The sequence below is a fragment of the Rhodococcus sp. Leaf225 genome (assembly GCF_001426145.1).
In the GTDB taxonomy this organism is placed as follows: Bacteria; Actinomycetota; Actinomycetes; order Mycobacteriales; family Mycobacteriaceae; genus Rhodococcoides.
In genome coordinates, this window is record NZ_LMRN01000012.1 from 362,965 (window position 1) to 385,908 (window position 22,944).

The window sequence follows — 22,944 nt, forward strand, 5'->3', positions numbered from 1 at the left end:
GCTGCGCTCAGGCGTCGAGCGTGACCGCGGCGATGGGCGTGGTGGTGGGTGCGTCCGAACCGCTCTCGGGCTCGACCGTCACCGCCCACGTGGTCGCGTCGCTCAAGCCTGTGACGACGTGCTCGCGAGCGGGCGTGGCGGCATCGGCGGGGACGAGACCGGCCGGGCGCGGCGCGGGATCCTCTCCGATGAGCCACATCTCGAACACCTTGCCGTCGCCGGGCTCCGCGAGCCCGTCGAGCGTGACCACGGCGGCGTCCTGCGAGCGCGACCAGCGCACGGTGGCGGTACCGCCACCCTCGACCTCGACGGTGCTGGTCCTGATGTCACCGGCCGCAAGCACCTGCGACGTGGGCGACGACGGTGCGTCTCCCAGTTGCTGCGTGACCACGGCGCCGCCCACTCCGACGATCACGACGGCCGCTGCGGCTGCCGCGAGCACGCGCAGGCGTGTGCGGCGGCGATCGTCGAGCGACACCACCGGGGCGACCGGAGCGTCGTCGATCGAATCGGCCAGTGGCCGGGCATCACCCTGCGGAGTGCTCTCCACCGCGGCGAGAATGCTCGCACGCAACGACGAGGGCGGTTCCGCGGCCGTGGACGACGCGCTGAGCGCCATCGTCTCGTCGACCGACTCGACGATGCTCTCGAACCACGACCGCGTCGCCGCGTCCGACTGCGCGAGCCTGCGTTCGATGTCCGCCCTCTCGGCGGGGTCGATCGCGTCCAGTGCGTAGGCGTAGGCGTCGTCCACCACGCTGTCGTTCATCTCGTTCACGTCCTGCATCGCATCCTGCTCCGACACGTCGTCGGGTGCGGACGCGTCGTCATGGCGGCGATGGCGACCTTCCCCGTCACTCACCGGTCTCCACCCCCAGACAATTCTTCAACTTGATCAGACCGTCCCGGATCCGGGACTTCACGGTGGGAACGGCCACGCCCAGGCGCTCGGCCACTTCCCGATACGTCAACCCGCTGTAGTACGCCATCCGTACCGATTCGCGTTGGGTCTCCGTCAGCGTGTCCAGGCATCGGACCACCGACTCCGACTCCAGGGTCTGGGTGACGGATTCGAGGACCTCGTCGTGCGCGGGACTGTGGGTCGAGGAGCCGTAGAGCGCCTCGCGATCTGTGCCGGACTGCTCCGACCGGACACGGTCGACGGCGCGGCGATGCGCCAACGTCATCATCCAGGCGAGCGGAGACCCCTGCGCGGGGTCGTATCGGTCGGCCGTCTTCCAGATCTGCAGGAACACCTCCTGCGCGGTCTCCTCGCTGAACCCGGGATCGCGCAGCACACGCAGCACCATGCCGAACACTCGAGACGAGGTCGCGTCGTACAGATCGGCGAACGCTCGGCGGTCACCGGTGGCGACACGCGCGAGCAACGCACGCAGTTCGTCGGCCTCGGCGACACGTCGACGCTTGAGGTCGGGATCGGGAACGGGGCACGACGGATCGGCGGTGTCGTCCGGGGCGCGTCGGTGCCGAGGCTCGCCGGCGCTCGGGTCGGCTGCGCTCGTACCTCCGGCGCTCACAGACCCCCACCTCGCTGCGAGACGTTCATCGTCGAGTTCATCGACCATGAGACTAGTGGCCATCGTCGTCATATCCTCACCCCCTCGGCGATCGTGGTCCTGCGCGTCGCGGTCCTGGCGTACACGCCACCGGATCATGGCGGCCACGCCGCCGGGCAATGGCGCCCACGCCACGGCGCGAACATCGTGCAGGAATCATTCGTCACCGGGGCGTGAGTGGATCGGTGACCGGCGTCTCCGGCGAAAAACCCGTTGCGGACCTGCAATGACTGCGGGACGCTCGTCGCACCGGATCGGACGATCCGGACATACCGATGAGATCGTGGCGGATCAGGAGTCAGCACTCACATGACGACACATGACGGGAAGGCCGGAGGCCGGCCGCTGGAGGACGGGAAGGCCGGGGGCCGGCCGCCGACGGACGGGAAGGCCGGAGGCCGGCCGCCGACGGACGGGAAGGCCGGGGGCCGGCCGCCGACGGACGGGAAGGCCGGGGGCCTGGCGATCGAGGCGGTCGGTCTGGTGAAGAGGTTCGGGGACACCGTGGCGGTGGACGGCGTGGATCTCGCCGTCCCGCGGGGCGGTGTCTACGGGGTGCTGGGGCCGAACGGGGCCGGCAAGACCACGACGATGCGCATGTTGGCGACGTTGACCGGCATCGACGGCGGGTCGGCCCGCGTGCTCGGCCACGACGTGGCGACGGAGTCCGACGCGGTGCGGTCGAAGGTGGCGCTCACGGGCCAGTTCGCTTCGCTGGACGAGGACCTGACCGGAGTGGAGAACCTGGTGCTCCTCTCGCGGCTGTACGGGTTCTCGCGCCCGGCGTCGCGGGAGCGTGCCGATCTGCTGTTGGGCGTCTTCGATCTGGTGGAGGCCGGCGGCAAGCAGGTCAAGGCGTACTCCGGCGGTATGCGGCGCCGTCTCGACATCGCGGCGAGTCTGGTGGTCACGCCGGAGCTGATGTTCCTGGACGAGCCGACCACGGGTCTCGATCCCCGCAGCCGCAACCAGGTGTGGGAGATCGTGCGCTCCCTGGTCGCCGGCGGCACGACGGTCCTGCTCACCACGCAGTACCTCGACGAGGCCGATCAGTTGGCCGACCGGGTGGCCGTCATCGACCGGGGCCGCGTGATCGCCGAGGGCACCACCGGTCAGCTCAAGGCGTCGGTCGGCTCGGGGTCGCTGCACGTCCGCGTCGCGGAACAGTCGCGCCGCGACGACGCCGCCGACGTCCTGCGCGCGACCCTGCACACCGACGTGACTTTCGAGTCCGATCCCTTCGCCGTCACCGCGCTGGTCGACGACACCGCCCTGGTGGCCCGCGCACTCTCGACGCTGTCGGACGACGGCATCGGCGTCACCACCTACGCCCTCGGGCAACCCAGCCTGGACGAGGTGTTCCTGGCACTGACCGGACGAGCGACAGAACTGGAGGCGTCCTGAGAATGACCACCACCAACTCCCCCACCGCCGCGACGGGCACCGCGCAGCCGACCATCGCCGAGTTGCTCCGCGACTCCGGTCCCCGTCCCGATCGACCGTCGTCGATGTCGGCTGCGCTCTCGTTCGGGTGGCGAGCCCTGCTGAAGATCAAGCACGTCCCCGAGCAGCTGTTCGACGTCACCATGTTCCCGGTGATGTTCACGCTGATGTTCACGTTCCTGTTCGGCGGCGCCCTGGCGGGCTCGACCAGTGCCTACATCCAGTTCCTGCTGCCGGGCATCCTGGTGCAGACCGTCGTCATGATCACGATGTACACGGGTCTGACCTTGAACAAGGACATCGAGAAGGGCGTCTTCGACCGGTTCCGGTCGCTGCCCATCTGGCGGCCGGCGCCGTTGGTCGGCGCCCTGCTCGGAGACGTGGTCCGCTACACCCTCGCCTCGACGATCGTGCTCGTGCTGGGTCTCGCGCTGGGCTTCCGGCCCGCGGGCGGCGTACTCGGCGTGCTGGCGTCGGTGGCGTTGCTGCTGGCGTTCTCGTTCTGCGTCTCGTGGGTGTGGACGATGTTCGCGCTGATGCTGCGCAGCGAGACCGCGGTGATGAGCGTGTCCATGCTCGTGCTGTTCCCGCTGACCTTCGCCAGCAACATCTTCGTCGACCCGACGACGATGCCCGGGTGGCTGCAGGCGTTCGTGTCGGTCAATCCGGTGTCGCATCTGGTGACGACGCTGCGCGGCTTCGCCGACGGTGTGCTCGAGACGGACGCGCTGATGTGGACCGGCATCTGGTCCGTCGGACTGCTGGCGGTGTTCGGACCGATCACGATGCGCCTGTACAACGCCAAGTGACGCGTCAGTCCCGGACGAACGATCCGATGCACTCGACGTGGCTGGTCATCGGGAAGGCGTCGAACGCACGGAGATTCTCCAGGCGGTAGCCGTGCGAGAGGTAGAGCCCCGCGTCCCGTGCGAAGGACGCGGGGTCGCACCCGATGTGCACCACACGATCCGGGTGCGCACCGGCGACCGCCGCGATCACCTGTCTGCCGGCGCCGGATCGTGGCGGGTCGAGGACGACGACGGACGGCTGCGGCGGCAGGGATCCGATCGCGCGCTCGACGGGCGCTGCCTCCATCGACAGCTGCGGCAGGTCCGTCACCGCCGCACGCCCGTCCACCACCGCCCGGTGGGAGAACTCGACCGCTGCGACGGTGCCGCCCGGTCCGACCGTCTCGGCGACGACAGACGCGAAGGTGCCCGCACCGGCGTAGAGGTCCCAGGCCGTGTCACCGGGCCGAGCACCGGACCACTCCCGGACCACCTCGGCGTACTGCGTGGCAGCCGCCCGGTGAGCCTGCCAGAACCCCCACGAGTCCACGGTCCACTCGCGCGACCCGACGCGCTCGACGGCCCGACCCGAGCCCTCACGCACCCGGTGCGCGCGGTCACCGGACTTCGCGGCGCGGCGCGAGGAGGCGCCGCGACGACCGGTGTCGGCGCGCACGCGACGGTCGGCGGCAGGAGCGATCTCCACGACGTGACGGGTCCCGTCGGAGTCCACGGCCACCGCGAGATCGGCGCCCGGCGTCCACGACCGGGCAGCCAGCCCGTCGTACATCCCCGGAACCGCTTGTGGGCAGGCCAGATCCGTCACGATGTCGGCGCTGCGGAGCCGGTGGAAACCGGGCCGTCCCTCGTCGTCCACACCCAACCGGATGCGCGTCCGCCAGCCGGTCTGATCACCGAGCGACTCCACCTCGACGGTGCGCTCGATGCCCCCGACGCGGCTCAGCTGCTCGGCGACGACGGCCGCCTTGATCTGGCGTCCGGCCTCGGCGGTCGCGTGGGAGAAGTCGCAGCATCCCGACCCACCGGGGCCGGAGATGGGACACAGCGGCGCGATGCGGTCGGGCGAGGCCTCCAGGATCTCGACGGCGTCCGCGCGGCAGAAGGACTTGCCGGTGTCCTCGGTGACCCGCGCCGTCACCAGCTCGCCGGGAAGGCTGTGCCGGACGAACATGACGCGTCCCTCGTGCCGTGCGACGCAGAAGCCGCCGTGTCCCGGCTTGCCCACGCGGACCTCGACGACCGCGTCGAGCCACGAGTCGGTCATCGTTCGGATCGCCGTTCGGCCGAGGTGGGCTCGTAACCACGACGGGACGAGCCCGGTGCGTTCTCGAGGCTCTCGCGCTTCGCCCGCTCGGACGAGTTGAGCTGCCAGGGCACGCTGGTGACCATGACGCCGGGCTGGAACAGCAGACGACTCTTCAGTCGCAACGCACTCTGGTTGTGCAGCACCTGCTCCCACCAGTGACCCACCACGTACTCGGGGATGAACACGGTGACGACGTCGCGCGGTGAGTCCCGCTTGACCCGGCGCACGTAGTCGAGCACGGGCTTGGTGATCTCGCGGTACGGCGACTCGACCACCTTGAGCGGGACGCTGAGGTCGCTCTTCTCCCACTCGCGCACCAGGGTGCGCGTGTCCGCCTCGTCGACGTTGACCGTGATCGCCTCGAGGGTGTCCGGCCTGGTCGCACGGGCGTAGGCGAGGGCGCGCAGCGTCGGGCTGTGCAGCTTGGACACGAGCACGATGGAGTGCGTGCGGCTGGGCAGCACACCGTCCCACTCGACGTCGGCGAGCTCGGTGGCCACCGAGTCGTAGTGCTTGCGGATCAGCTTCATCAGTCCGAAGATCGCCAGCATCGCGATGATCGCGATCCAGGCACCCGCGAGGAACTTGGTCAGCAGAACGATGACCAGGACGGCGCCCGTCATGGCCAGTCCGATGCCGTTGACGACACGCGAGCGCATCATCGACCGGCGCTGCGCGGGGTCCGTCTCGGTCCGCAACAACCGGGTCCAGTGCCGCACCATGCCGGTCTGACTGAGCGTGAACGAGACGAACACTCCGACGATGTAGAGCTGGATCAGCTTGGTCACCTCGGCGCCGAACATGACGACGAAGAAGATGGCGGCGGCCGAGAGGAACAGGATGCCGTTGCTGAACGCGAGCCGGTCGCCGCGGGTGTGGAACTGACGGGGCAGGAATCGGTCCTGGGCCAGGATCGACCCGAGTACCGGGAACCCGTTGAAGGCGGTGTTGGCGGCCAGCACCAGGATCAGCGCCGTCACGATGGTGATGAAGTAGAAGCCGGGCGTGAAGTGCCGGAAGACGGCCTCGGCCAGCTGCGCGATGAGCGTCTTCTGCTGGTAGTTCTCGGGAGCCCCGACGAGCTGGGTCGCGGGGTCCGCCGCGTACTTCACACCGATCTTCTCCGCCAGCAGGATGATGCCGAGCAGCAACGTGATGCCGATCGAGCCGAGCAGCAGGAGCGTCGTGGCGGCGTTGCGCGACTTCGGCTTGCGGAAGGCGGGCACGCCGTTGGAGATGGCCTCGACACCCGTCAACGCCGCACACCCGGAGGAGAACGCGCGCGCCAGCAGGAACGCGAACGCGATGCCGTAGAGGTGACTGTCCTCCGCCTGCAGCTCGAAGTTCGACGACTCGGCCGACACGTCGTCGCCGAGGACGTACACCTGCACCAGGCCCCACACGAGCATGACGACCATGCCCACCATGAAGGCGTAGGTGGGGATCGCGAACGCGGTACCGGACTCGCGGACGCCGCGCAGGTTGATCGAGGTGATGAGCACGATGGCGGCGACCGCGAACAGCACCTTGTGCTCCGCGACGAACGGCAGGGCCGATCCGATGTTGGAGGCAGCGGCCGAGATGGACACGGCGACCGTGAGCACGTAGTCGACGAGGAGGGCACTGCCGACGGTCAGGCCCGCGGTCGGTCCCAGGTTGGTGGTGGCCACCTCGTAGTCGCCACCGCCGGACGGGTAGGCGTGCACGTTCTGGCGGTAGCTCGCCACGACCACCGCCATGACGACGGCGACGGCGAGACCGATCCAGATGGAGAACGAGTACGCCGAGATCCCGGCGACCGACAGCACCAGAAAGATCTCTTCGGGCGCGTAGGCGACGGACGACATGGCATCGGACGCGAACACCGGGAGGGCGATGCGTTTGGGCAGGAGCGTGTGTCCGAGCGTGTCGCTACGGAACGGCCTACCCAGCAGCAGCCTCTTGGTGGCCGTCGAAAGCTTGGACACATCGCAGAGCGTAGGCCGTACCGGGCTCGACCGTGGGGCAGGGTGACCGATAGCGTTGCGCGAAGTCCCTCCCGGCAGCAATCACCTGGGCACCGTCCTCTCGACTCCCGAACGGAGCGTCTGTTGTACGTAGTCGTCATGGGGTGTGGCCGCGTCGGCTCCGCCCTCGCGGGTGCACTCACCCGCATCGGCCACGAGGTCGCGGTCATCGACCGCGATCCCACCGCGTTCCACCGGCTCGGTCCCAACTTCACCGGACGTCAGGTGATCGGCATGGGGTTCGACCGGGACGTGCTCGTCGAGGCGGGCATCGAGAAGGCCGACGCACTGGCCGCGGTGTCCTCGGGCGACAACTCCAACATCATCTCCGCGCGTGTCGCCCGCGAGACGTTCGGTGTCGAGCGCGTCGTCGCGCGCATCTACGACGCCAAGCGCGCCGCGGTGTACGAACGCCTCGGCATCCCCACGGTGGCCACGGTGCCGTGGACGACGGATCGATTCCTGCACACGCTGATCCACGACAACGAGCTCACCAAGTGGCGCGATCCGTCGGGCAGCGTCGCGGTGGCCCGCCTCGACATCGGCGAGGGATGGGTGGGCAAGGGCGTGACCGCGCTCGAGAGTGCGACCAAGTCCCGAGTGGCCTTCATCATCCGCTTCGGTGCCGGACTTCTGCCCGACCGCAAGACGGTGATCCAGGCCGACGACGAGGTGTGGATCGCGGCGGTCGACGGCATGGTCGCCGAGGCCGTGGCGCTCGCGAGCAACCCTCCGCCCGAGGACTGACGGCTCCTGCCTCACCTCGTGTCCGTCCCCGCACCAGACCTGTCACCGAAGGATCCGTCATGAGAGTCGCCATCGCCGGAGCGGGAGCCGTGGGCCGTTCGATCGCCCGCGAGCTCCTCAGGTCCGACCATCACGTCCTGCTGATCGAACGCAAGGCCGACCACGTCGACCCGGCATCGGTCGAGGCGGCCGAGTGGATCCACGCGGACGCCTGCGAGCTGGCCACCCTCGAGGGCGCAGGCATCGAGTCGTACGACGTGGTCATCGCCGCCACGGGCGACGACAAGGCCAACCTGGTCCTGAGCCTGCTGGCGAAGACCGAGTTCGGCGTCGACCGAGTGGTCGCCCGCGTCAACGACCCGCGCAACGAGTGGCTCTTCGACGCGTCGTGGGGAGTCGACGTCGCCGTGTCGACACCGCGCATGCTGGCCTCGCTCGTCGAGGAGGCGGTCTCGGTGGGAGATCTGGTGCGCCTGATGACGTTGCGCCAGGGCAAGGCGAACCTCGTGGAGATCACGTTGCCGGCGAACACGCCGCTGGCGGGCAAACCGGTGCGGCGCATCACGCTTCCTCGCGACGTCGCGCTGGTCACCATCCTGCGCGGTGGTCGCGTCATCGTCCCGGAGAAGGACGACCCGCTCGAGGGCGGCGACGAACTGCTGTTCGTCACCACCGTCGACGTCGAGGACGAACTCCGCGAGGTGCTGGGACTCTCCCAGCGTTGACCGACAGGACCGACTGACAGCCGTCAGGGCTCGATGCGGTCCGCGTCCACGACCTCGGTGGTCTCGCTCTCCCGGTGCGTCGCTGCGGCCACGACAGCGTCGGCCCGTCGCACGGCCCAGAACGTGACGGCGAACGCGACCGCCGCGAGCGGCCAGCCCATCGCGATGCGGGCGACCGCGAGCCACCCGGTCTGGTCGGAGTCGTAGAGCTGCGATTGCACGACGTACCGCGCGACGAACACGAGAACCCAGGCGAACGTCGCGATGTCGTACGCGCGGACGGCGGCCCGATGCTCGCGCCAAGCCTTGCCGGTGCCGTTGAGGTAGCCCCACACGATGCCGACGAGCGGCCGACGAGCGAGGATCGAGACGAGGAACACCCCGCCGTACGCGAGCGAGGTGTAGATCCCGAACAGGAAGTAGCCCTTGGCGTCTCCGGTGCGGTAGGCGATGAACGCGCACACAGCCACGCCGAAGAATCCCGACACGGCCGGCTGGATCGGATCCCGCTTCACGAGGCGCCACACCAGGATCGCCACGGCCAGACCGAGGGCAGCCCAGATGGCCGCGGTGAGACCCGCGAGGGAATTGACCGGAACGAAGACCAGCACGGGCAGGGTGGAGAACACCAGTACGCTGACCCCACCGAGCTGGGACAGGATCGTCTCGGGAGGCGCGTCCTCGGTGGGCTGACTGTTCGGTGACTCGCTCATGCAGTTCAGGGTGCCAGACGATGCGGCTCCCGAAGAACTAGTCCTCGGTGCGCAGCTCGTAGTACGGGTTGTAGATGACCTTGCGGCCCTCGCGCTCCCCCACGCGACCACGGACCAGCAACTGCGTGCCGGACTCGATGCCGGCGATCTTGCGTCGGCCGATCCAGATCAGCGAGATGGTGTCGGTGCCGTCGAAGAACTCGGCCTCGACGATGGCGTTGGCGGCCTTGCTGCACGTCTCGACGCTGCGGAGCCGTCCGACCATGGTGACCTCGTCACCGCGAGTGCAATCGCATGCTCGTTGGGCGCCGGACGCCTTCGACGTCGACTCCAACTCCTCGGCATCGAGTTGATCGATGTCCTCGGTCAACTTCCGGGCCATGCGGCGGAAGTATCCTGCGGCAGCGGGTGCCATGAGTGCTCCTGGAGCGGTTCGCGCGGGCCTTCCGCGGCGGATGTTCTGCTTCTGTCAGCGCCACTGTAGACCTTTCCGAGCACGCCTCACCACACCCGGCCGGTCGGGTCGGTGAACGCCACGAGAAGATGCGGACACCATGGAGACAACCACCGTCGTACTGCTGCCCGGCACCGGCTCCGACGCGTCGTTCGTCGAGGGGGCCTTCGGTGATGCCGTGGCGGATCTCGGCTGGTCACTGCGGGTGATCGAGCCCGAACCCGCCGACGTCGTCGGGGGCTACGTGCGGGCGCTCGACCACGTACGAGGCGCCGTTCGAGGGGACCTGATCGTGGGCGGTGTCTCACTCGGCGCGGCGGTCGCGGCGCGGTGGGCGCTCGACCGTCGGGGCGCCGCGCAGGGCGCCGTCCTCGCGATGCCGGCGTGGACCGGATCTCCGGGCGACTCCCCCGCTGCGGTCGGTGCCGCCGCGACGGCGGCGACGCTGCGGGCCCACGGCCTCGATGCGTCGGTGGCGGCGATGGCGCAGTCGAGTCCGCGGTGGCTCGCCGAGGCGCTGACGCGGTCGTGGCGAGCACAGTGGCCGATGCTGCCGACGGCGCTGGACGACGCCGCCCGGTACGTGGCACCCACCCTCGACGACCTGCGATCCCTCGCGGTGCCGGTCGGCGTGGTGGCAGCGATCGACGACCCGGTGCATCCGCTCGGTGTCGCGCAGGACTGGTGCGCGGCTCTTCCCACGGCGCACCTCGACCCCTTCGCGCTCGACGTCCTCGCCGCGTCCCCGGGCGAGCTCGGCAGGCTGGGCGTCACCGCGCTCCGCCGTGCGACGGGCGGGTCCTAGTCGAGCTGCTCTCGCCGAGAACTCAGTCGAGCTGCTGCATCGCCGAACCGGAGGGCCCGCGCCGACGTTGCGCCTCGGCAGCGGCGTCCACGTCGGGGGCCTGCTGCTGAGGTACCTGCTGCTGGGGCACCTGCTGCTGCACCGCAGCTCGGGCCTGCGCCTGTGCGGCAGCCATCTGCTGCTGCTGCGCGGCCGCGAGCTGCTGGGCGAGTGCCGGCGGCAGACTGATGGGCAACGGCGTCCGCACCGGGTGCGGGTCCGAGCCGCGATCGACCACGGTCGCCGCCACGACGGCACGCGCCTGCTCGACCAGCGGCGATCCGGCCTCGACACTGCCTGCCGGTCCGCTCGCCACGCCGCGGATCATCCAGCGGTACCCGTCGACGCCGATGAAACGCAGATCCCCGCCGGCCGCGGAGCCCACCACCTCACGGCCCCACGGGCCGGTCTCGGTGGCCACCCGCGCGTTGTCGCGGCGCAGCGTGTCGGCCAACTCTGCGGCGACGTCACGCCACTGACCGGGCGACTTCGGAGCGGCGAAGGCCGCCACGGTGATGCGCCCGTTCGGAGTGACGATGTGGACGGCCTGGGGTGCGCCGGCCTGCGTCATCTCGACCTGCAGCTGTCCTCCGGCCGGAAGCATCAACAGCACGGACCCCAGGTCGAGCCGTCCCTCCGCGATGCTCTCGCGGTCGCCGTCCAGGTCGTCGATCGACCACGGCCCGGTGGTGTCGTCCGCCGTACCGTCCACCTCGTCGACCTCGTCCACCTCCTCGACCTCGACGTCCTGCGCGGAGTCGAGATCGGTGGCGTCGACGTCGTCGCGCCCCTTCTTCTTGCGTCCGAACATGCTCAGTTCTCCTTCTCGCTGGCGGTGACGGCATCGAGAACCGCGTGTCCGCCGCTGGAGCCGTAGCCGCCGACACCACGGGTGGTGTCGTCCAGCTCGGCCACCTCGACGAAGTCGGGCAGTTCGACCCGCTGCACCAGCAGCTGGGCGATGCGGTCCCCGCGCCGCAGTTCGATGGGGGTGCGTGGATCGTGGTTGATGAGGCAGACCCTGATCTCGCCGCGATAACCGGCATCGACCGTTCCCGGCGTGTTGACCACCGACAATCCCGCTCGCGCGGCGAGGCCGGACCGGGGGTGGATCAGGCCGACGGTGCCGACCGGCAGCGCCACGGCGATGCCCGTACCGACCATGGCACGCTCACCGGGTTCGATGACGACGTCGACGGTGGAACACAGATCCACACCCGCGTCACCGGCGTGTGCACGGACGGGCAGCGGGATGTCCGGATCGAGTCGTCTGACGGCCACCGTCTCGACGGCCGGTGCCGATCCCTGGTCTCCGCGGGTCGTGCGTGTCGCCGTCTCGGCCGTCAGATCGCTCACATCGGTCGAGATTACTCGTCGATGCACCGTCGACCTCCCGCCCGTCCGACCCTCTACTCTGGAGAGGTGTCCGACGCAGCTTCGAGAGAGACCTCAGCAGATCACGCCACCCGGACGTCCGGGACGGCACACGACGGCGGGGGTGAGACGGTCGTCTACAGCGAACGGCTCCGCGTACCCGTCTGGTACTGGGTGGCCGCGATCGGCGTCGCGGCGATCCTCTCGGCCGAGGTGCACATGGGATCACCCGGCGTGATGGCCTGGCTGCCGTACGTGGTGCTGGTGCCGTTCGCGATCTGGGTGGTCACGTACCTGGGCCGGATGCGCGTCGAGGTGACGGAGCAGAACGGCGAGCGCATGCTGCACGCCGGCAAGGCGCGGCTCCCCGCATCGGTGATCGATCGGGTGGCGGTGGTGCCGGGGACGGCGAAGAGTGCCGCCCTCGGACGCCAGCTCGACCCCTCCGCCTTCGTGCAGCATCGTTCGTGGGTCAAGCCGATGGTGTTGGTCGTCCTCGACGACGAGAACGACCCGACACCGTACTGGTTGGTGAGCACCCGGAACCCGGATGCAGTGGCTGCGGCTCTGACTCCGCAGCCACCGACCTCCTGACGGAGGTCTCCTCGGTCAGGCCGCGCAGTCGCGGCAGACCAGAACGCCGCCGTTGTCGGACGACAGCCGCGAGCGGTGATGCACCAGGAAGCAGCTCGAGCACGTGAACTCGTCGGCCTGCTTCGGCACGACACGCACGGACAGTTCCTCACCGGACAGGTCTGCGCCCGGCAGTTCGAAGGACTCCGCGGTGTCCGTCTCGTCGATGTCGACGACGGCGGACTGCGCCTCGTTGCGGCGTGCCTTCAGTTCTTCGAGGGAGTCCTCCGACACGTCGTCGGACTCGGTACGGCGTGGTGCGTCGTAATCGGTGGCCATGTTGTTCCCCTTACCTTCCTGCTGAGACCGGGTGTGCCCGGTCTCCTTCGATCGCCTTCATGGGGGATGTTCAAGACGTCGACCGCTTCTTGTTCGACGAACTCGTCCTCTGTCGGACTCACACCCTCGGATCCCGATGCAGGTCGTTCGTGTTCCTCGTCTGCTGTTCGTGGCAGAACATCGATCCGGTCGGACTTCTTCCCGACTTCCGCCGGGAGGATCTCCGTCCTTCTCGCTCACCTATTCGCAGCCGTCGTCCTGACGGATGACGGCCGGCGTGCGGGTGAGCCGACTGTGCCCGAATCCCCGTGACGGGAAACATTCTCTTGCTGCGGGCGTGCAGGCCCGAGGAGCCCGACCGGCCGTGAGTTCGATCCGCCGGGCCGCCAGACAATAGCCGACGACGAGCCGGTGTGGAAAACACCCTGCCCAGCGCGGTGTGTCGTGGCGCGAACGGCTCCCGGAGGAACCGCATCTCCCCTGTTCACCCCGGCCAACGCCGTCGACCGTGCAGACGTTCCCACCTGCCGTGCGTCGCGCGTCACATGCCGACGCGGCCCACTACAGTGAGCGAGTCACCGCCCGTGACACGACAGCGCGACACGTATCAGCAGAAGGGCACGCTCCCGTGGTCTCACTCATCACTCACGGCTCCTCGACCGACGACAAGGGGCGGCCGTACGCGCGGCGTCGGGCCTTCCCGATCCTCGTGGTGCTCGTCGTGCTCGCCCTCGCCGGTGCGGCCGTGTGGGTGAACATCCTGACCACGACCGAGACCGGCACGGACGCCGTCGCCTGCAACGCCCCCCAGCCGGCCTCCGATCCCGCCGCCCCCGCGGCCGCCGAGCCCGGCAGCGTCGTGGACGCCTCGGTGGTCACGGACACCCAGCCCGCCCCGTTGTCCGCCACCCGCGTGCGCGTGTTCAACGCGAACGGACAGGGCGGCCAGGCCGCCGAGATCGCCGCCGATCTCAGCGATTTCGGCTTCGCCAGCGCACCGGACGTGCAGGTGGGCAACGACCCGGTCTACGTCGACCAGAACATGCAGTGCATAGCTCAGATCCGGTTCGGCGCGGCCGGCGTGGCCGCCGCTGGCACCGTCGCACTGGTCGCGCCGTGCGCCGAGTTCGTTCAGGACACCCGCGAGGACGACACCGTGGATCTCGCGCTGGGCACCAACTTCCGTGCGCTGGAACCGAACACCGACGGCGAGGAGGTCATCCGCTCGCTCGCGGACGTGGCTCCGGGCGCCGCGGCACCGAACCTGGACGTCGATCTGCTCGCCGCCGCGCACCGCGTCAACTGCTGACGCGGGTCAGGCCTTCGCGATGGCGGCGACGCCACCGAGACGGTCGAGTACGGACAGGAACCCGTCTGCCACACCTTCCGCCACGGCGATCGTCACCTCGCCGTCGTCGCTGCGGGAGTGCGGCGACGGAGTGATCACCCGCGCACCCGCCTCCGCCGCGACCAGAGCGCCCGCCGCCCAGTCCCACGGGCTGAGCCCGTGCTCGAAGTGGGCGTCGACGCGCCCCGCCGCCACCATGCACAGATCCAGTGCCGCCGAGCCGATGCGACGAACGTCCCGCACCTCGGGCAGCAGAGCCGCGATCAGCGCGCCCTGACGGCGGCGGCGCGCCGCGTCGTAACCGAATCCCGTGGCCACCAACGTGAGTGCCACGTCGTCGATGTCGTTGACTCGGAGGCGCACCCAGTCTCCGCCCGCGTCCGAGCACCACGCGCCGCCGCCGAGCGACGCCGCGTACGTGCGATCCCCCACCACGTCCTCCACGGCGCCCGCCACCGACGCACCGTCGATCTGCGCGGCCACGGAGACCGAGTAGGCCGGGATGCCGTAGAGGAAGTTCACGGTGCCGTCGATCGGATCGAGGACCCACCGGACACCGGACGGGGCGATGTCCTCCCCGCCACCCTCCTCGCCCAGTACCGCGTCGTCGGGACGCAGCCGGCTCAACAGGTCCCGGATGACGTGTTCGGTCTCGGTGTCGACCACCGTCACCGGATCGGTGGGCGTCGACTTCGACCGGACGGCGTCCACCGCCGCACCGCCCGCGCCGAACACCTCCGGCCGACGCCGACGTACGTGGCGTCCCGCCTCACGTGCGACGTCGACGGCGATGCGGCGCAACGTCTCCGGGTCGAGCGTGCTCGTCGAGTCGTCCTGCGGCAGATCGTCATGAGGAGTCACCCGGTAATCCGAACACATCGGGCGGCGGAACGGTACGGCGCGCCACCCGCCACGGTGCCGCGCGACCGGGAACGCCGCCAGCAACTAGGGTGACGTGCGCGCACCAGATCTCGCACGAACGCGCCGGTCGCCGACGCGTGCGTACGCCACCAGGAGGTTCTGTCATGACGAACGACCACACCGAACCCGGCCCGGTCTCCATCGCCGGGAAGACGGGCTCGCACCCCGAGGGCCGAGGCTTCGGTGTCGACGTCGGTGGCAGTGGCGTCAAGGGTGGCGTGGTCGATCTCGCCACCGGCGAACTGATCGGCGAGCGCTACAAGATCGAGACCCCGCAACCGTCGACTCCCACGGCCGTGGCCGAGACGGTCGCGGCCATCGTCGACCACTTCGAGTGGACCGGGGACGTGGGCATCACCCTCCCCTGCGTCGTCACCGGTGGCGTGGCGCGAACCGCCGCGAACGTCGACAAGGGCTGGATCGGGACCGACGCCGGCGCGCTGTTCCGCGACCATCTCGGGGGTCGTTCGGTGACCGTGCTCAACGACGCCGACGCCGCGGGCATCGCGGAGGACAAGTTCGGCGGCGGCAAGGACTCCAAGGGTGTGGTCATCCTGCTGACCTTCGGCACCGGCATCGGATCCGCGATCCTGCAGAACGGCGTCCTCCTGCCCAACACGGAGCTCGGGCACATGGAGGTGGACGGCAAGGAGGCCGAGCACCGCGCCGCGTCGTCGGTCAAGGACGACAACGGACTGTCGTACAAGGCGTGGGCCAAAGAGGTCTCGCGCGTGCTCGAGCGCATCGAGGATCTGTTCTGGCCGGACCTCTTCATCGCCGGCGGCGGCATCAGCCGCAAAGCCGAGAAGTGGATTCCCCTGCTCACCAACCGCACCCCGGTGCAACCCGCGACGCTGCGCAACGCCGCCGGAATCGTCGGCGCGGCCCTCGCCGCACAGTCCGGTGTGGCGCCCTGATTCTCGCCGAGGGCGGACACGCGCCCCTCTGACCTGCGCCGCGTCGGCTCGCCGATGCGCGATGTGACTCACACCCCACTGCCGGTGAGCCGGGAACCTCGGCGTCCTCCCGCGCGTTGGTGCTGTGCACTCGCGGCGGTCGTTACAATGGTCCACGCCCCGGTTTCACGCCGGGAAATCCACAGACCTCTCCGCCGGATCATCACTCTGGCGTGACGCCGCACGACACCGTCACGAAAGGGCGTACGTGGCAGCCATCGATATTCGTCAGACCGCGGACACCGCGCCGGCAGTAGACAGCACTCCGGCCGTCGACACCGCGTCGGCCGACGGCACCGCACCCGGCGCCGTCGGAACCGCACCCGCGAAGGCCCCGGCCAAGAAGGCGGCCCCGCGCAAGGCAGCAGCCAAGAAGGCCGCGCCGCGCAAGGCCGCAGCGAAGAAGACCGCAGCGAAGAAGGCGACGTCTCCTGCGACCGGCGACGACGCCGACGAGCCCACCGCGGACATCGAGGACATCGACGTTCCCGAGGGCGAGCTCGCAGCCGAGTCGGACGTCGTCGAGGTCGTCGCCGTCGGCGACGAGGTCGAGGACGACGCGACCACCGAACCCACGCCGGAGGACAAGGCGTCGGGCGACTTCGTGTGGGACGAGGAGGAGTCCGAGGCGCTGCGACAGGCCCGCAAGGACGCCGAACTCACCGCCTCCGCCGACTCCGTCCGCGCCTACCTCAAGCAGATCGGCAAGGTCGCCCTCCTCAACGCCGAGGAGGAGGTCGAGCTCGCCAAGCGCATCGAGGCCGGTCTCTACGCCGTCCAGCTCATGGCCGAGTCCGCCGAGAAGGGCGAGAAGCTTCCCGTGGCCCAGCGCCGCGACATGACCTGGATCTGCCGCGACGGCAACCGGGCGAAGAACCACCTGCTCGAGGCCAACCTGCGCCTCGTGGTCTCGCTGGCCAAGCGCTACACGGGCCGCGGCATGGCGTTCCTGGACCTCATCCAGGAGGGCAACCTCGGTCTGATCCGCGCAGTGGAGAAGTTCGACTACACCAAGGGCTACAAGTTCTCGACGTACGCGACGTGGTGGATCCGTCAGGCCATCACCCGCGCCATGGCGGACCAGGCCCGCACCATTCGTATCCCGGTGCACATGGTCGAGGTCATCAACAAGCTCGGACGCATCCAGCGTGAGCTCCTGCAGGACCTGGGTCGTGAGCCCACTCCCGAGGAACTCGCCAAGGAGATGGACATCACGCCCGAGAAGGTGCTGGAGATCCAGCAGTACGCTCGCGAGCCGATCTCCCTCGACCAGACCATCGGCGACGAGGGCGACAGCCAGCTCGGCGACTTCATCGAGGACTCCGAGGCCGTCGTCGCAGTCGACGCGGTGTCGTTCACCCTCCTGCAGGACCAGCTCCAGTCGGTTCTCGAGACTCTCTCCGAGCGCGAGGCGGGTGTCGTGCGACTGCGTTTCGGCCTCACCGACGGCCAGCCGCGCACGCTCGACGAGATCGGCCAGGTCTACGGGGTCACGCGTGAGCGCATCCGACAGATCGAGTCGAAGACCATGTCGAAGCTGCGGCACCCGAGCCGGTCGCAGGTGCTGCGCGACTACCTCGACTGACAGTTCCGCACCTCACCCGACGGCGACGAACGTCCCGTCGTCGTCGGGCAGGTATGGCTGCACCTCGACCACCGCGGTGAGCGGGACCGGTCCGTAGAGGTGTGGGAACAGCATCGAACTCGGATCACCGGGTACTCCCGGCTCCCACTCCAGCCGGTCCTTCAGTCGAGTGGGGTCCAACGACAGCAGCACGATGTCCCGGCGCCCGGCGAACAGCCGGTTGGCCGGGAGATGAACCTGCTGCGGCGTCGACAGATGGACGAACCCCTGCTCGGCGAGCGACGCGGGTGCCACCTCCCCCGCGGCCACACTCGCCTCCCAGTCCGCCGCCGGGCACATGTGCACCAGGATCTCGGTCATCGGCCGTCCTCTCGTGTCGGGTCCTGCAGTCGCGTCGTGTCGGCCGGCGGCGCCGGTCGTGCGCGTCGTTCCACACCGCCCAGCGCGACGGCGACGATCACACACAGGATGCCCGCGAGTTCGGCGATCGAGGGCACCTGCCTCAGCACCACGACGCCGACCACCGTCGCAGTGGTGGGCAGCAACGCGAGCAACAACGCGAACCGCGCCCGTCCGACGGTGCGCAGGACCACCTGGTCGAGCGCGTAGGGGATCACGCTCGACAACACACCCACCCCGACACCCAGCAGCCACGTGGACGGCGCGGTGAACACCGACGGATCGTCGAGGACCTGGGGCGTCAACGCGAGCGGGGCGAGAATCACCGACGCCACCGCCATGCCGACGGCGAGGGAGTCCAGCCCGTCGCCCGCCGTCGCGACCGACTTCCCGAGCACCACGTAGCCGGCCCACAGTCCGGCGGCGAGGAGTGCGAAACCGACCCCGACCAGGCCCACGTCGAATCGCGCTCCGGCCACCAGCGCGACTCCCGCGACCACCAGGACGAGTGCGAGCACGTCGCGAGCGCGCCGCGATCCGAGTGCGGCGACGAGGACAGGACCGAGGAACTCGATCGCCACGGCGGTGCCCAACGGGATGCGGGCGATCGCCTCGTAGAACGCCAGGTTCATTCCCACCGTGACGACACCGAACCCACCGGCCACCGCGATGGTGCGGGCCGTCCATCGCGTGCGCCAGGGACGACGCCAGGCCAGCAGAACGGCCGCTGCGCCTGCCGCGCGCAGCCACGCCACAGCCGCCGGCGAGATGGTGTCGAACAGATGGACGCCGATGGCGGCACCGAGATACTGCGCGAGCGCTCCGACCACGAAGACGAACGGCACCGACCACGGCGGGAACGAACGCCCCACCGACGCGAGGCCGCGCGCGTCCACATCCGTCATGGTCGAACCGTATCCACCGGTCGCGACACGGGCGCACAGGGGCGGGTGCGTTCTGCCGACAGCGAACGATGCTCGGGAGGGACGTGGTTCACCAGCATGTTTCGTGTCTGTGACAACACACGGCCATCCGCGTGGGAACAACGCACGAACCCCGTACGTCTGTAAGAGTGAACGAACCGCGTCGAACCGACGTGGCGGACCGACCCCAGGACCGTGGTAGTCACGGTCAGTACGGAGGAGTCATGCCCGAATTGTTGACCGACACCACCCTCACCGCTGCCGACAGGTGTGATCGTTGCGGAGCGGGAGCGCGCGTGCGTGCCGTCCTCCCCACCGGCGGAGAACTGCTGTTCTGCCGTCACCACGCCAACGAGCACGAAGCGCGTCTCCTCGAGATGAACGCCACCATCGTCGCGGACGCGGATTCCGACGCCATGGCGTGATGACCGGGGCACTCGGTCCCACAACATCAGCACTCGACTCCTGACACCACGAAGGGCGACCACCGATCCGGTGGTCGCCCTTCGTCGTGCGCGGGGCTCGTGCAGTGCTGCGATCACCACGAACGCAGGGCCGAGATCCTCTCGGTGAGCTGCTCCGCCGTCGCGATCGCGGTGGGCGGCCCACCACAGCTCCGTCGGAGTTCGCCGTGGATGATGCCGTGGGCCTTGCCGGTGCGGTGGTGATGCATCGCCACCAGGCCGTTGAGCTCCTTGCGCAGATCTGCCAGCTTCGCGGCGTCCGCGGACCGCCCGGCGGGCGGGAGGGTGACCGGAGCCGGAGTCTCCGTGGGCGTCGCCGGGCGTGCCAGCTGCGTCTCCTGCCGTTTCCGCAACAGCGCGCGCATCTGGTCGCCGTCCAACAGGCCCGGCAGGCCGAGATAGTCCGCCTCGTCGTCGCTGCCCGAGAACGTCGCGGTGCCGAAGGAGGAGCCGTCGAAGATCACCTGGTCGAGCTCTGCGTCGGCACCGAGCGAGGTGAACGCCTTCTCCTCCTCGCCGGGCTCGTCCTTCTGCTGGTTCGCCTCGATGAGCAGGTCGTCGTCGAGACCGTCCTTCTCCCGGTGCGGCTTCCCGATGACGTGGTCGCGCTGCGCCTCGAGCTGGCTGGCCAGGTCCAGGAGCACCGGCACCGAGGGCAGGAACACGCTCGCCGTCTCACCCTTGCGGCGAGAACGCACGAAGCGCCCGACGGCCTGGGCGAAGTACAGCGGTGTGGAGGCGCTGGTCGCGTAGACGCCGACCGCGAGGCGCGGGACGTCCACGCCCTCCGACACCATGCGCACGGCCACCATCCAGGTCGACGTTCCCGCGCCGAACTCGGCGATGCGGGCCGAGGACCCGGGATCGTCGGACAGCACGAGCGTCGGGGTCTCCCCCGTCGCCGCCTCGAGGATTCCCGCGTAGGCGCGCGCGGTGGTCTGATCCGACGCGATGACGAGGCCACCCGCGTCGGGAATGCCGCCCTGCCGGAGTTGGTGCAGCCGGGTGTTGGCCGCGGCGAGCACCGACGGCACCCACTCGCCGGACGGGTCGAGAGCGGTGCGCCAGGCCCGCGCCGTCTGCTCGGCGCTGAGCGGCTCCCCGAGACGGGCGGCGAACTCCTCGCCCGCACTGTTGCGCCAGCGTGCCTCGCCCGAGTACGCGAGGAAGACGACCGGCCGCACGACACCGTCCGCCAGCGCGTCGGCGTAGCCGTAGCTGTGGTCCGGGCGCGACCGGGGCAGGCCCTCGTCGTCCGGCTCGTAGTTCACGAAAGGAATGGGGCTGTCGTCGCTGCGGAAGGGCGTTCCCGTCAATGCCAGGCGGCGCGTCGCGTCGCCGTAGGCCTCGCGGATGCCCTCGCCCCAGCTCTTGGCGTCACCGCCGTGGTGGATCTCGTCGAGGATCACGAGCGTCTTGCGGTTCTCGGTCCGCACCCGGTGGCGGGAAGGGTGCGACGCCACCTGTGCGTACGTGACGACGATGCCGTGGAAGTCGCTGGACGTCTGCCCGGTGCTGTTGGAGAAGCGGGAGTCGAGGGCAAGTCCGACGCGCGCCGCCGCCTCCGCCCACTGGTGCTTGAGGTGCTCGGTGGGAGCGACGACCGTGACCTGGTCCACGGTGCGGTCGCTCAGCAGCTCGAGCGCCACGCGGAGCGCGAACGTGGTCTTGCCGGCTCCCGGAGTGGCGACGGCCAGGAAGTCGGTCGGACCCGCCGACAGGTACTTCGTGAGCGCTCGCCGCTGCCAGGCGCGCAGTGGCGGCAGGGCGACTCCGGCCGGCCCTGTCACAGGGAGACCTCCTGCGCTGTCGACCTTCTCGCCGATCTCGGCCGTCATGAACGGGCCTCGTCCGGCGCCGTACGTCCACCTGAAAGGATGCGAACCACCCGTGGCATGGAACTCCCGTTCGGCTCGTCGTCTCGTGTGCACATCCGTCGATCAGACTATCGCGGACGTCGGCGCGCCCACCAATGCGCACGTCGCCGCCGGTGCCCGCGACGGCGACACACCGGGCCGGGACGTGCCCGAGCGACGCCGGTGGGCCATGCTGGAGTCATCATGAGCGCACCCGCCGACAACACGTCCGATCGGGACACCGCGGCAGCGTCGACGCCCGACGGAGAGCCGGGGCCCGGTCCCGTCCCGGGACGGCCGCTGCGCACGGCCTGGCGCGTCGTCGCGAGGACGGCGGGCAAGGCGTGGGACGACTCCATCTTCGGCAAGTCCGCCACCGCCGCCTTCTGGCAGACCCTGTCGCTGCCGCCGCTGGTGCTCGCACTCCTCGGCAGCCTCACCTACATCGCGGGGTGGTTCGGACCGAACACTCTCGACATCATCGAGTCGAAGATCGTGACGTTCAGCTCCACGCTGTTCAGCGACAACGTCGTGGACGAGATCATCGCCCCCACGCTGACGGACATCCTCAACAGCGGACACGGTCCCGTCGTGTCCGTGGGCTTCCTGCTGTCGTTGTGGGCCGGCTCGTCGGCGATCTCCACCTTCGTCGACTCCATCGTCGAGGCACACGGTCAGCAGGACGCGCGCAACCCCGTGTGGCAGCGCATCTTCGCTCTGCTGCTGTACGTCGCGTTCCTGATCGTCGCGGTGTTCGTCCTGCCCCTCGTCGCGCTGGGGCCCACCATCATCGGTCGGGTGCTGCCGTCGTCGTGGTTCGAGATCGGCTCGCAGGTGATCGACATCGCGTACTACCCGGGTGTCGGACTGCTGCTCATCGTCGGCCTGACGACGCTCTACAAGGTGGCTCTGCACACCTCGCTGCCGTGGCACCGCCTGCTCGGCGGATCGCTGCTGGCCGGAGTGTTCTTCATGCTGGCGAGTGCGGTGCTGCGCACCTACCTGTCCTGGGTGACCGGAACGGGCTACACCTACGGCGCGCTCGCGGCTCCGATCGCCTTCCTGCTCTTCACGTTCTTCCTGGGATTCGCGGTGGTGCTGGGGGCGGAGTTCAACGCCACGGTCCAGGAGTTCTGGCCGGCGCGCGCCACACGCATGGACCAGGTCAAGGGATGGATCGCCGAGAAGGCAGCCGATCCGGGTGCGGGCACCGTCGGCGCTCTCGGCCGGCTGGCCACCGGCCCGATCCGCATCGCACGGTCGGATCGGGACGGCGGCGAGTCACCGGAGAAGCGTCAGGTGACGCGTGATCGGCAGGATCACTCGCCCTTGCGCAAGCCGTCGTAGACCTTCTTGCAGTCGGGGCACACGGGTGACCCGGGCTTGGCCGACTTCGTGACGGGAAAGACCTCGCCGCACAGTGCGACGACGTGGGTGCCCATCACCGCGCTCTCGGCGATGCGGTTCTTCTTCACGTAGTGGAAGAACTTCGGAGTGTCGTCGTCGGTGGTCTCGTCGGTGCTGACGTCGGGGCGTTCCTTGGTCTGCGTGCTCATGCATCGATTATGACGGTTGTTCCCGA

The 22,944-nt window shown here is 69.4% G+C and carries 25 protein-coding genes; 11 read left to right on the forward strand and 14 right to left on the reverse strand.

Features of this window, described 5'->3' with window-relative positions:
* Positions 1-7 precede the first annotated feature (7 nt).
* Together ASG69_RS11390 and ASG69_RS11395 are read right to left on the reverse strand one after the other, a co-directional pair.
* A complete protein-coding gene (locus ASG69_RS11390) occupies positions 8-862 on the reverse strand; it encodes an anti-sigma factor (protein WP_156380496.1) in 855 nt (284 codons plus the stop codon).
* Complete coding sequence (locus ASG69_RS11395; RefSeq protein WP_268788561.1) at positions 855-1,538, reverse strand: sigma-70 family RNA polymerase sigma factor; 684 nt, start codon at positions 1,536-1,538, stop codon at positions 855-857. Before ASG69_RS11395 ends, ASG69_RS11390 begins: the two co-directional genes overlap by 8 nt.
* A 348-nt stretch (positions 1,539-1,886) precedes the next feature.
* Between ASG69_RS11395 and ASG69_RS11400 the strand changes: the two genes are divergently transcribed.
* Positions 1,887-2,981, forward strand: coding sequence for an ATP-binding cassette domain-containing protein (locus ASG69_RS11400; protein ID WP_082544478.1), 1,095 nt, complete (start codon positions 1,887-1,889; stop codon positions 2,979-2,981).
* 2 nt (positions 2,982-2,983) lie between these two features.
* Positions 2,984-3,829: an ABC transporter permease gene (locus ASG69_RS11405; RefSeq protein WP_056444823.1), complete on the forward strand. Its 846-nt coding sequence runs from the start codon at positions 2,984-2,986 to the stop codon at positions 3,827-3,829.
* 4 nt (positions 3,830-3,833) lie between these two features.
* Here ASG69_RS11405 and ASG69_RS11410 read toward each other — a convergent pair whose 3' ends face one another.
* Both ASG69_RS11410 and ASG69_RS11415 read right to left on the reverse strand, forming a co-directional pair.
* Positions 3,834-5,093, reverse strand: coding sequence for a class I SAM-dependent RNA methyltransferase (locus ASG69_RS11410; protein ID WP_056444825.1), 1,260 nt, complete (start codon positions 5,091-5,093; stop codon positions 3,834-3,836).
* Positions 5,090-7,102 (reverse strand): APC family permease, encoded by a 2,013-nt coding sequence (locus ASG69_RS11415; protein ID WP_027505190.1) that lies wholly within the window; start codon positions 7,100-7,102, stop codon positions 5,090-5,092. The genes ASG69_RS11410 and ASG69_RS11415 overlap by 4 nt, the downstream gene beginning before the upstream one ends.
* 123 nt (positions 7,103-7,225) lie before the next feature.
* Here ASG69_RS11415 and ASG69_RS11420 point away from each other — a divergent pair, with 123 nt between their 5' ends.
* Both ASG69_RS11420 and ASG69_RS11425 read left to right on the forward strand, forming a co-directional pair.
* On the forward strand, positions 7,226-7,888 hold the full coding sequence (locus ASG69_RS11420) for a potassium channel family protein (RefSeq protein ID WP_027505189.1): 663 nt from the start codon (positions 7,226-7,228) through the stop codon (positions 7,886-7,888).
* Positions 7,889-7,947: 59 nt separating this feature from the next.
* Positions 7,948-8,613, forward strand: a complete 666-nt coding sequence (locus ASG69_RS11425; RefSeq protein WP_027505188.1) for a potassium channel family protein — start codon at positions 7,948-7,950, stop codon at positions 8,611-8,613.
* Between the two features lie 23 nt (positions 8,614-8,636).
* Here the strand turns inward: ASG69_RS11425 and ASG69_RS11430 are convergent, their stop codons facing one another.
* Both ASG69_RS11430 and ASG69_RS11435 read right to left on the reverse strand, forming a co-directional pair.
* On the reverse strand, positions 8,637-9,326 hold the full coding sequence (locus tag ASG69_RS11430) for a DUF3159 domain-containing protein (RefSeq protein ID WP_056444828.1): 690 nt from the start codon (positions 9,324-9,326) through the stop codon (positions 8,637-8,639).
* Between the two features lie 37 nt (positions 9,327-9,363).
* Positions 9,364-9,741, reverse strand: coding sequence for an OB-fold nucleic acid binding domain-containing protein (locus ASG69_RS11435; RefSeq protein ID WP_027505186.1), 378 nt, complete (start codon positions 9,739-9,741; stop codon positions 9,364-9,366).
* Positions 9,742-9,880: 139 nt separating this feature from the next.
* Here ASG69_RS11435 and ASG69_RS11440 point away from each other — a divergent pair, with 139 nt between their 5' ends.
* Positions 9,881-10,585 (forward strand): alpha/beta fold hydrolase, encoded by a 705-nt coding sequence (locus tag ASG69_RS11440; RefSeq protein ID WP_082544479.1) that lies wholly within the window; start codon positions 9,881-9,883, stop codon positions 10,583-10,585.
* A 22-nt stretch (positions 10,586-10,607) separates the two neighbouring features.
* Here ASG69_RS11440 and ASG69_RS11445 read toward each other — a convergent pair whose 3' ends face one another.
* Together ASG69_RS11445 and dut are read right to left on the reverse strand one after the other, a co-directional pair.
* Positions 10,608-11,435: a DUF3710 domain-containing protein gene (locus ASG69_RS11445; protein WP_056444831.1), complete on the reverse strand. Its 828-nt coding sequence runs from the start codon at positions 11,433-11,435 to the stop codon at positions 10,608-10,610.
* 2 nt (positions 11,436-11,437) lie between these two features.
* Positions 11,438-11,905, reverse strand: coding sequence for a dUTP diphosphatase (dut, locus tag ASG69_RS11450; RefSeq protein WP_027505183.1), 468 nt, complete (start codon positions 11,903-11,905; stop codon positions 11,438-11,440).
* Between the two features lie 141 nt (positions 11,906-12,046).
* Between dut and ASG69_RS11455 the strand changes: the two genes are divergently transcribed.
* Entirely contained in the window at positions 12,047-12,592 is a 546-nt protein-coding gene (locus ASG69_RS11455) for a DUF3093 domain-containing protein (RefSeq protein WP_268788562.1), read from the forward strand.
* A gap of 15 nt (positions 12,593-12,607) precedes the next feature.
* Here ASG69_RS11455 and ASG69_RS11460 read toward each other — a convergent pair whose 3' ends face one another.
* Positions 12,608-12,910 (reverse strand): DUF4193 domain-containing protein, encoded by a 303-nt coding sequence (locus ASG69_RS11460; RefSeq protein ID WP_027505182.1) that lies wholly within the window; start codon positions 12,908-12,910, stop codon positions 12,608-12,610.
* A gap of 628 nt (positions 12,911-13,538) precedes the next feature.
* Between ASG69_RS11460 and cei the strand changes: the two genes are divergently transcribed.
* On the forward strand, positions 13,539-14,219 hold the full coding sequence (gene cei / locus ASG69_RS11465) for an envelope integrity protein Cei (protein WP_027505181.1): 681 nt from the start codon (positions 13,539-13,541) through the stop codon (positions 14,217-14,219).
* A 6-nt stretch (positions 14,220-14,225) separates the two neighbouring features.
* On the opposite strand, the gene ASG69_RS11470 is transcribed toward cei, so the two are convergent.
* Positions 14,226-15,137 carry an inositol monophosphatase family protein gene (locus tag ASG69_RS11470; RefSeq protein ID WP_056444834.1) on the reverse strand — a complete coding sequence of 304 codons (912 nt, stop codon included), beginning with the start codon at positions 15,135-15,137 and terminating at the stop codon, positions 14,226-14,228.
* 146 nt (positions 15,138-15,283) lie between these two features.
* Between ASG69_RS11470 and ppgK the strand changes: the two genes are divergently transcribed.
* A complete protein-coding gene (gene ppgK / locus ASG69_RS11475; protein WP_081821182.1) occupies positions 15,284-16,096 on the forward strand; it encodes a polyphosphate--glucose phosphotransferase in 813 nt (270 codons plus the stop codon).
* 247 nt (positions 16,097-16,343) lie between these two features.
* The gene (locus ASG69_RS11480; protein ID WP_056444837.1) at positions 16,344-17,720 is read left to right on the forward strand and encodes an RNA polymerase sigma factor; all 1,377 of its coding nucleotides are present in this window, start codon (positions 16,344-16,346) and stop codon (positions 17,718-17,720) included.
* Positions 17,721-17,732: 12 nt separating this feature from the next.
* Here the strand turns inward: ASG69_RS11480 and ASG69_RS11485 are convergent, their stop codons facing one another.
* Complete coding sequence (locus ASG69_RS11485) at positions 17,733-18,080, reverse strand: DUF952 domain-containing protein (RefSeq protein WP_027505177.1); 348 nt, start codon at positions 18,078-18,080, stop codon at positions 17,733-17,735.
* The gene (locus ASG69_RS11490) at positions 18,077-19,024 is read right to left on the reverse strand and encodes an EamA family transporter (RefSeq protein WP_082544481.1); all 948 of its coding nucleotides are present in this window, start codon (positions 19,022-19,024) and stop codon (positions 18,077-18,079) included. The genes ASG69_RS11485 and ASG69_RS11490 overlap by 4 nt, the downstream gene beginning before the upstream one ends.
* A gap of 242 nt (positions 19,025-19,266) precedes the next feature.
* On the opposite strand from ASG69_RS11490, the gene ASG69_RS11495 reads away from it, so the two are divergent.
* Positions 19,267-19,467 carry a DUF7455 domain-containing protein gene (locus tag ASG69_RS11495; protein ID WP_027505176.1) on the forward strand — a complete coding sequence of 67 codons (201 nt, stop codon included), beginning with the start codon at positions 19,267-19,269 and terminating at the stop codon, positions 19,465-19,467.
* 113 nt (positions 19,468-19,580) lie between these two features.
* Here the strand turns inward: ASG69_RS11495 and ASG69_RS11500 are convergent, their stop codons facing one another.
* Positions 19,581-21,344, reverse strand: a complete 1,764-nt coding sequence (locus ASG69_RS11500) for a DEAD/DEAH box helicase (protein ID WP_027505175.1) — start codon at positions 21,342-21,344, stop codon at positions 19,581-19,583.
* A gap of 222 nt (positions 21,345-21,566) precedes the next feature.
* On the opposite strand from ASG69_RS11500, the gene ASG69_RS11505 reads away from it, so the two are divergent.
* A complete protein-coding gene (locus ASG69_RS11505; protein ID WP_081821180.1) occupies positions 21,567-22,709 on the forward strand; it encodes a YihY/virulence factor BrkB family protein in 1,143 nt (380 codons plus the stop codon).
* On the opposite strand, the gene ASG69_RS11510 is transcribed toward ASG69_RS11505, so the two are convergent.
* Entirely contained in the window at positions 22,682-22,918 is a 237-nt protein-coding gene (locus ASG69_RS11510) for a DUF3039 domain-containing protein (protein WP_027505173.1), read from the reverse strand. The two genes, ASG69_RS11505 and ASG69_RS11510, sit on opposite strands and share 28 nt — an antisense overlap.
* Positions 22,919-22,944: the final 26 nt, after the last annotated feature.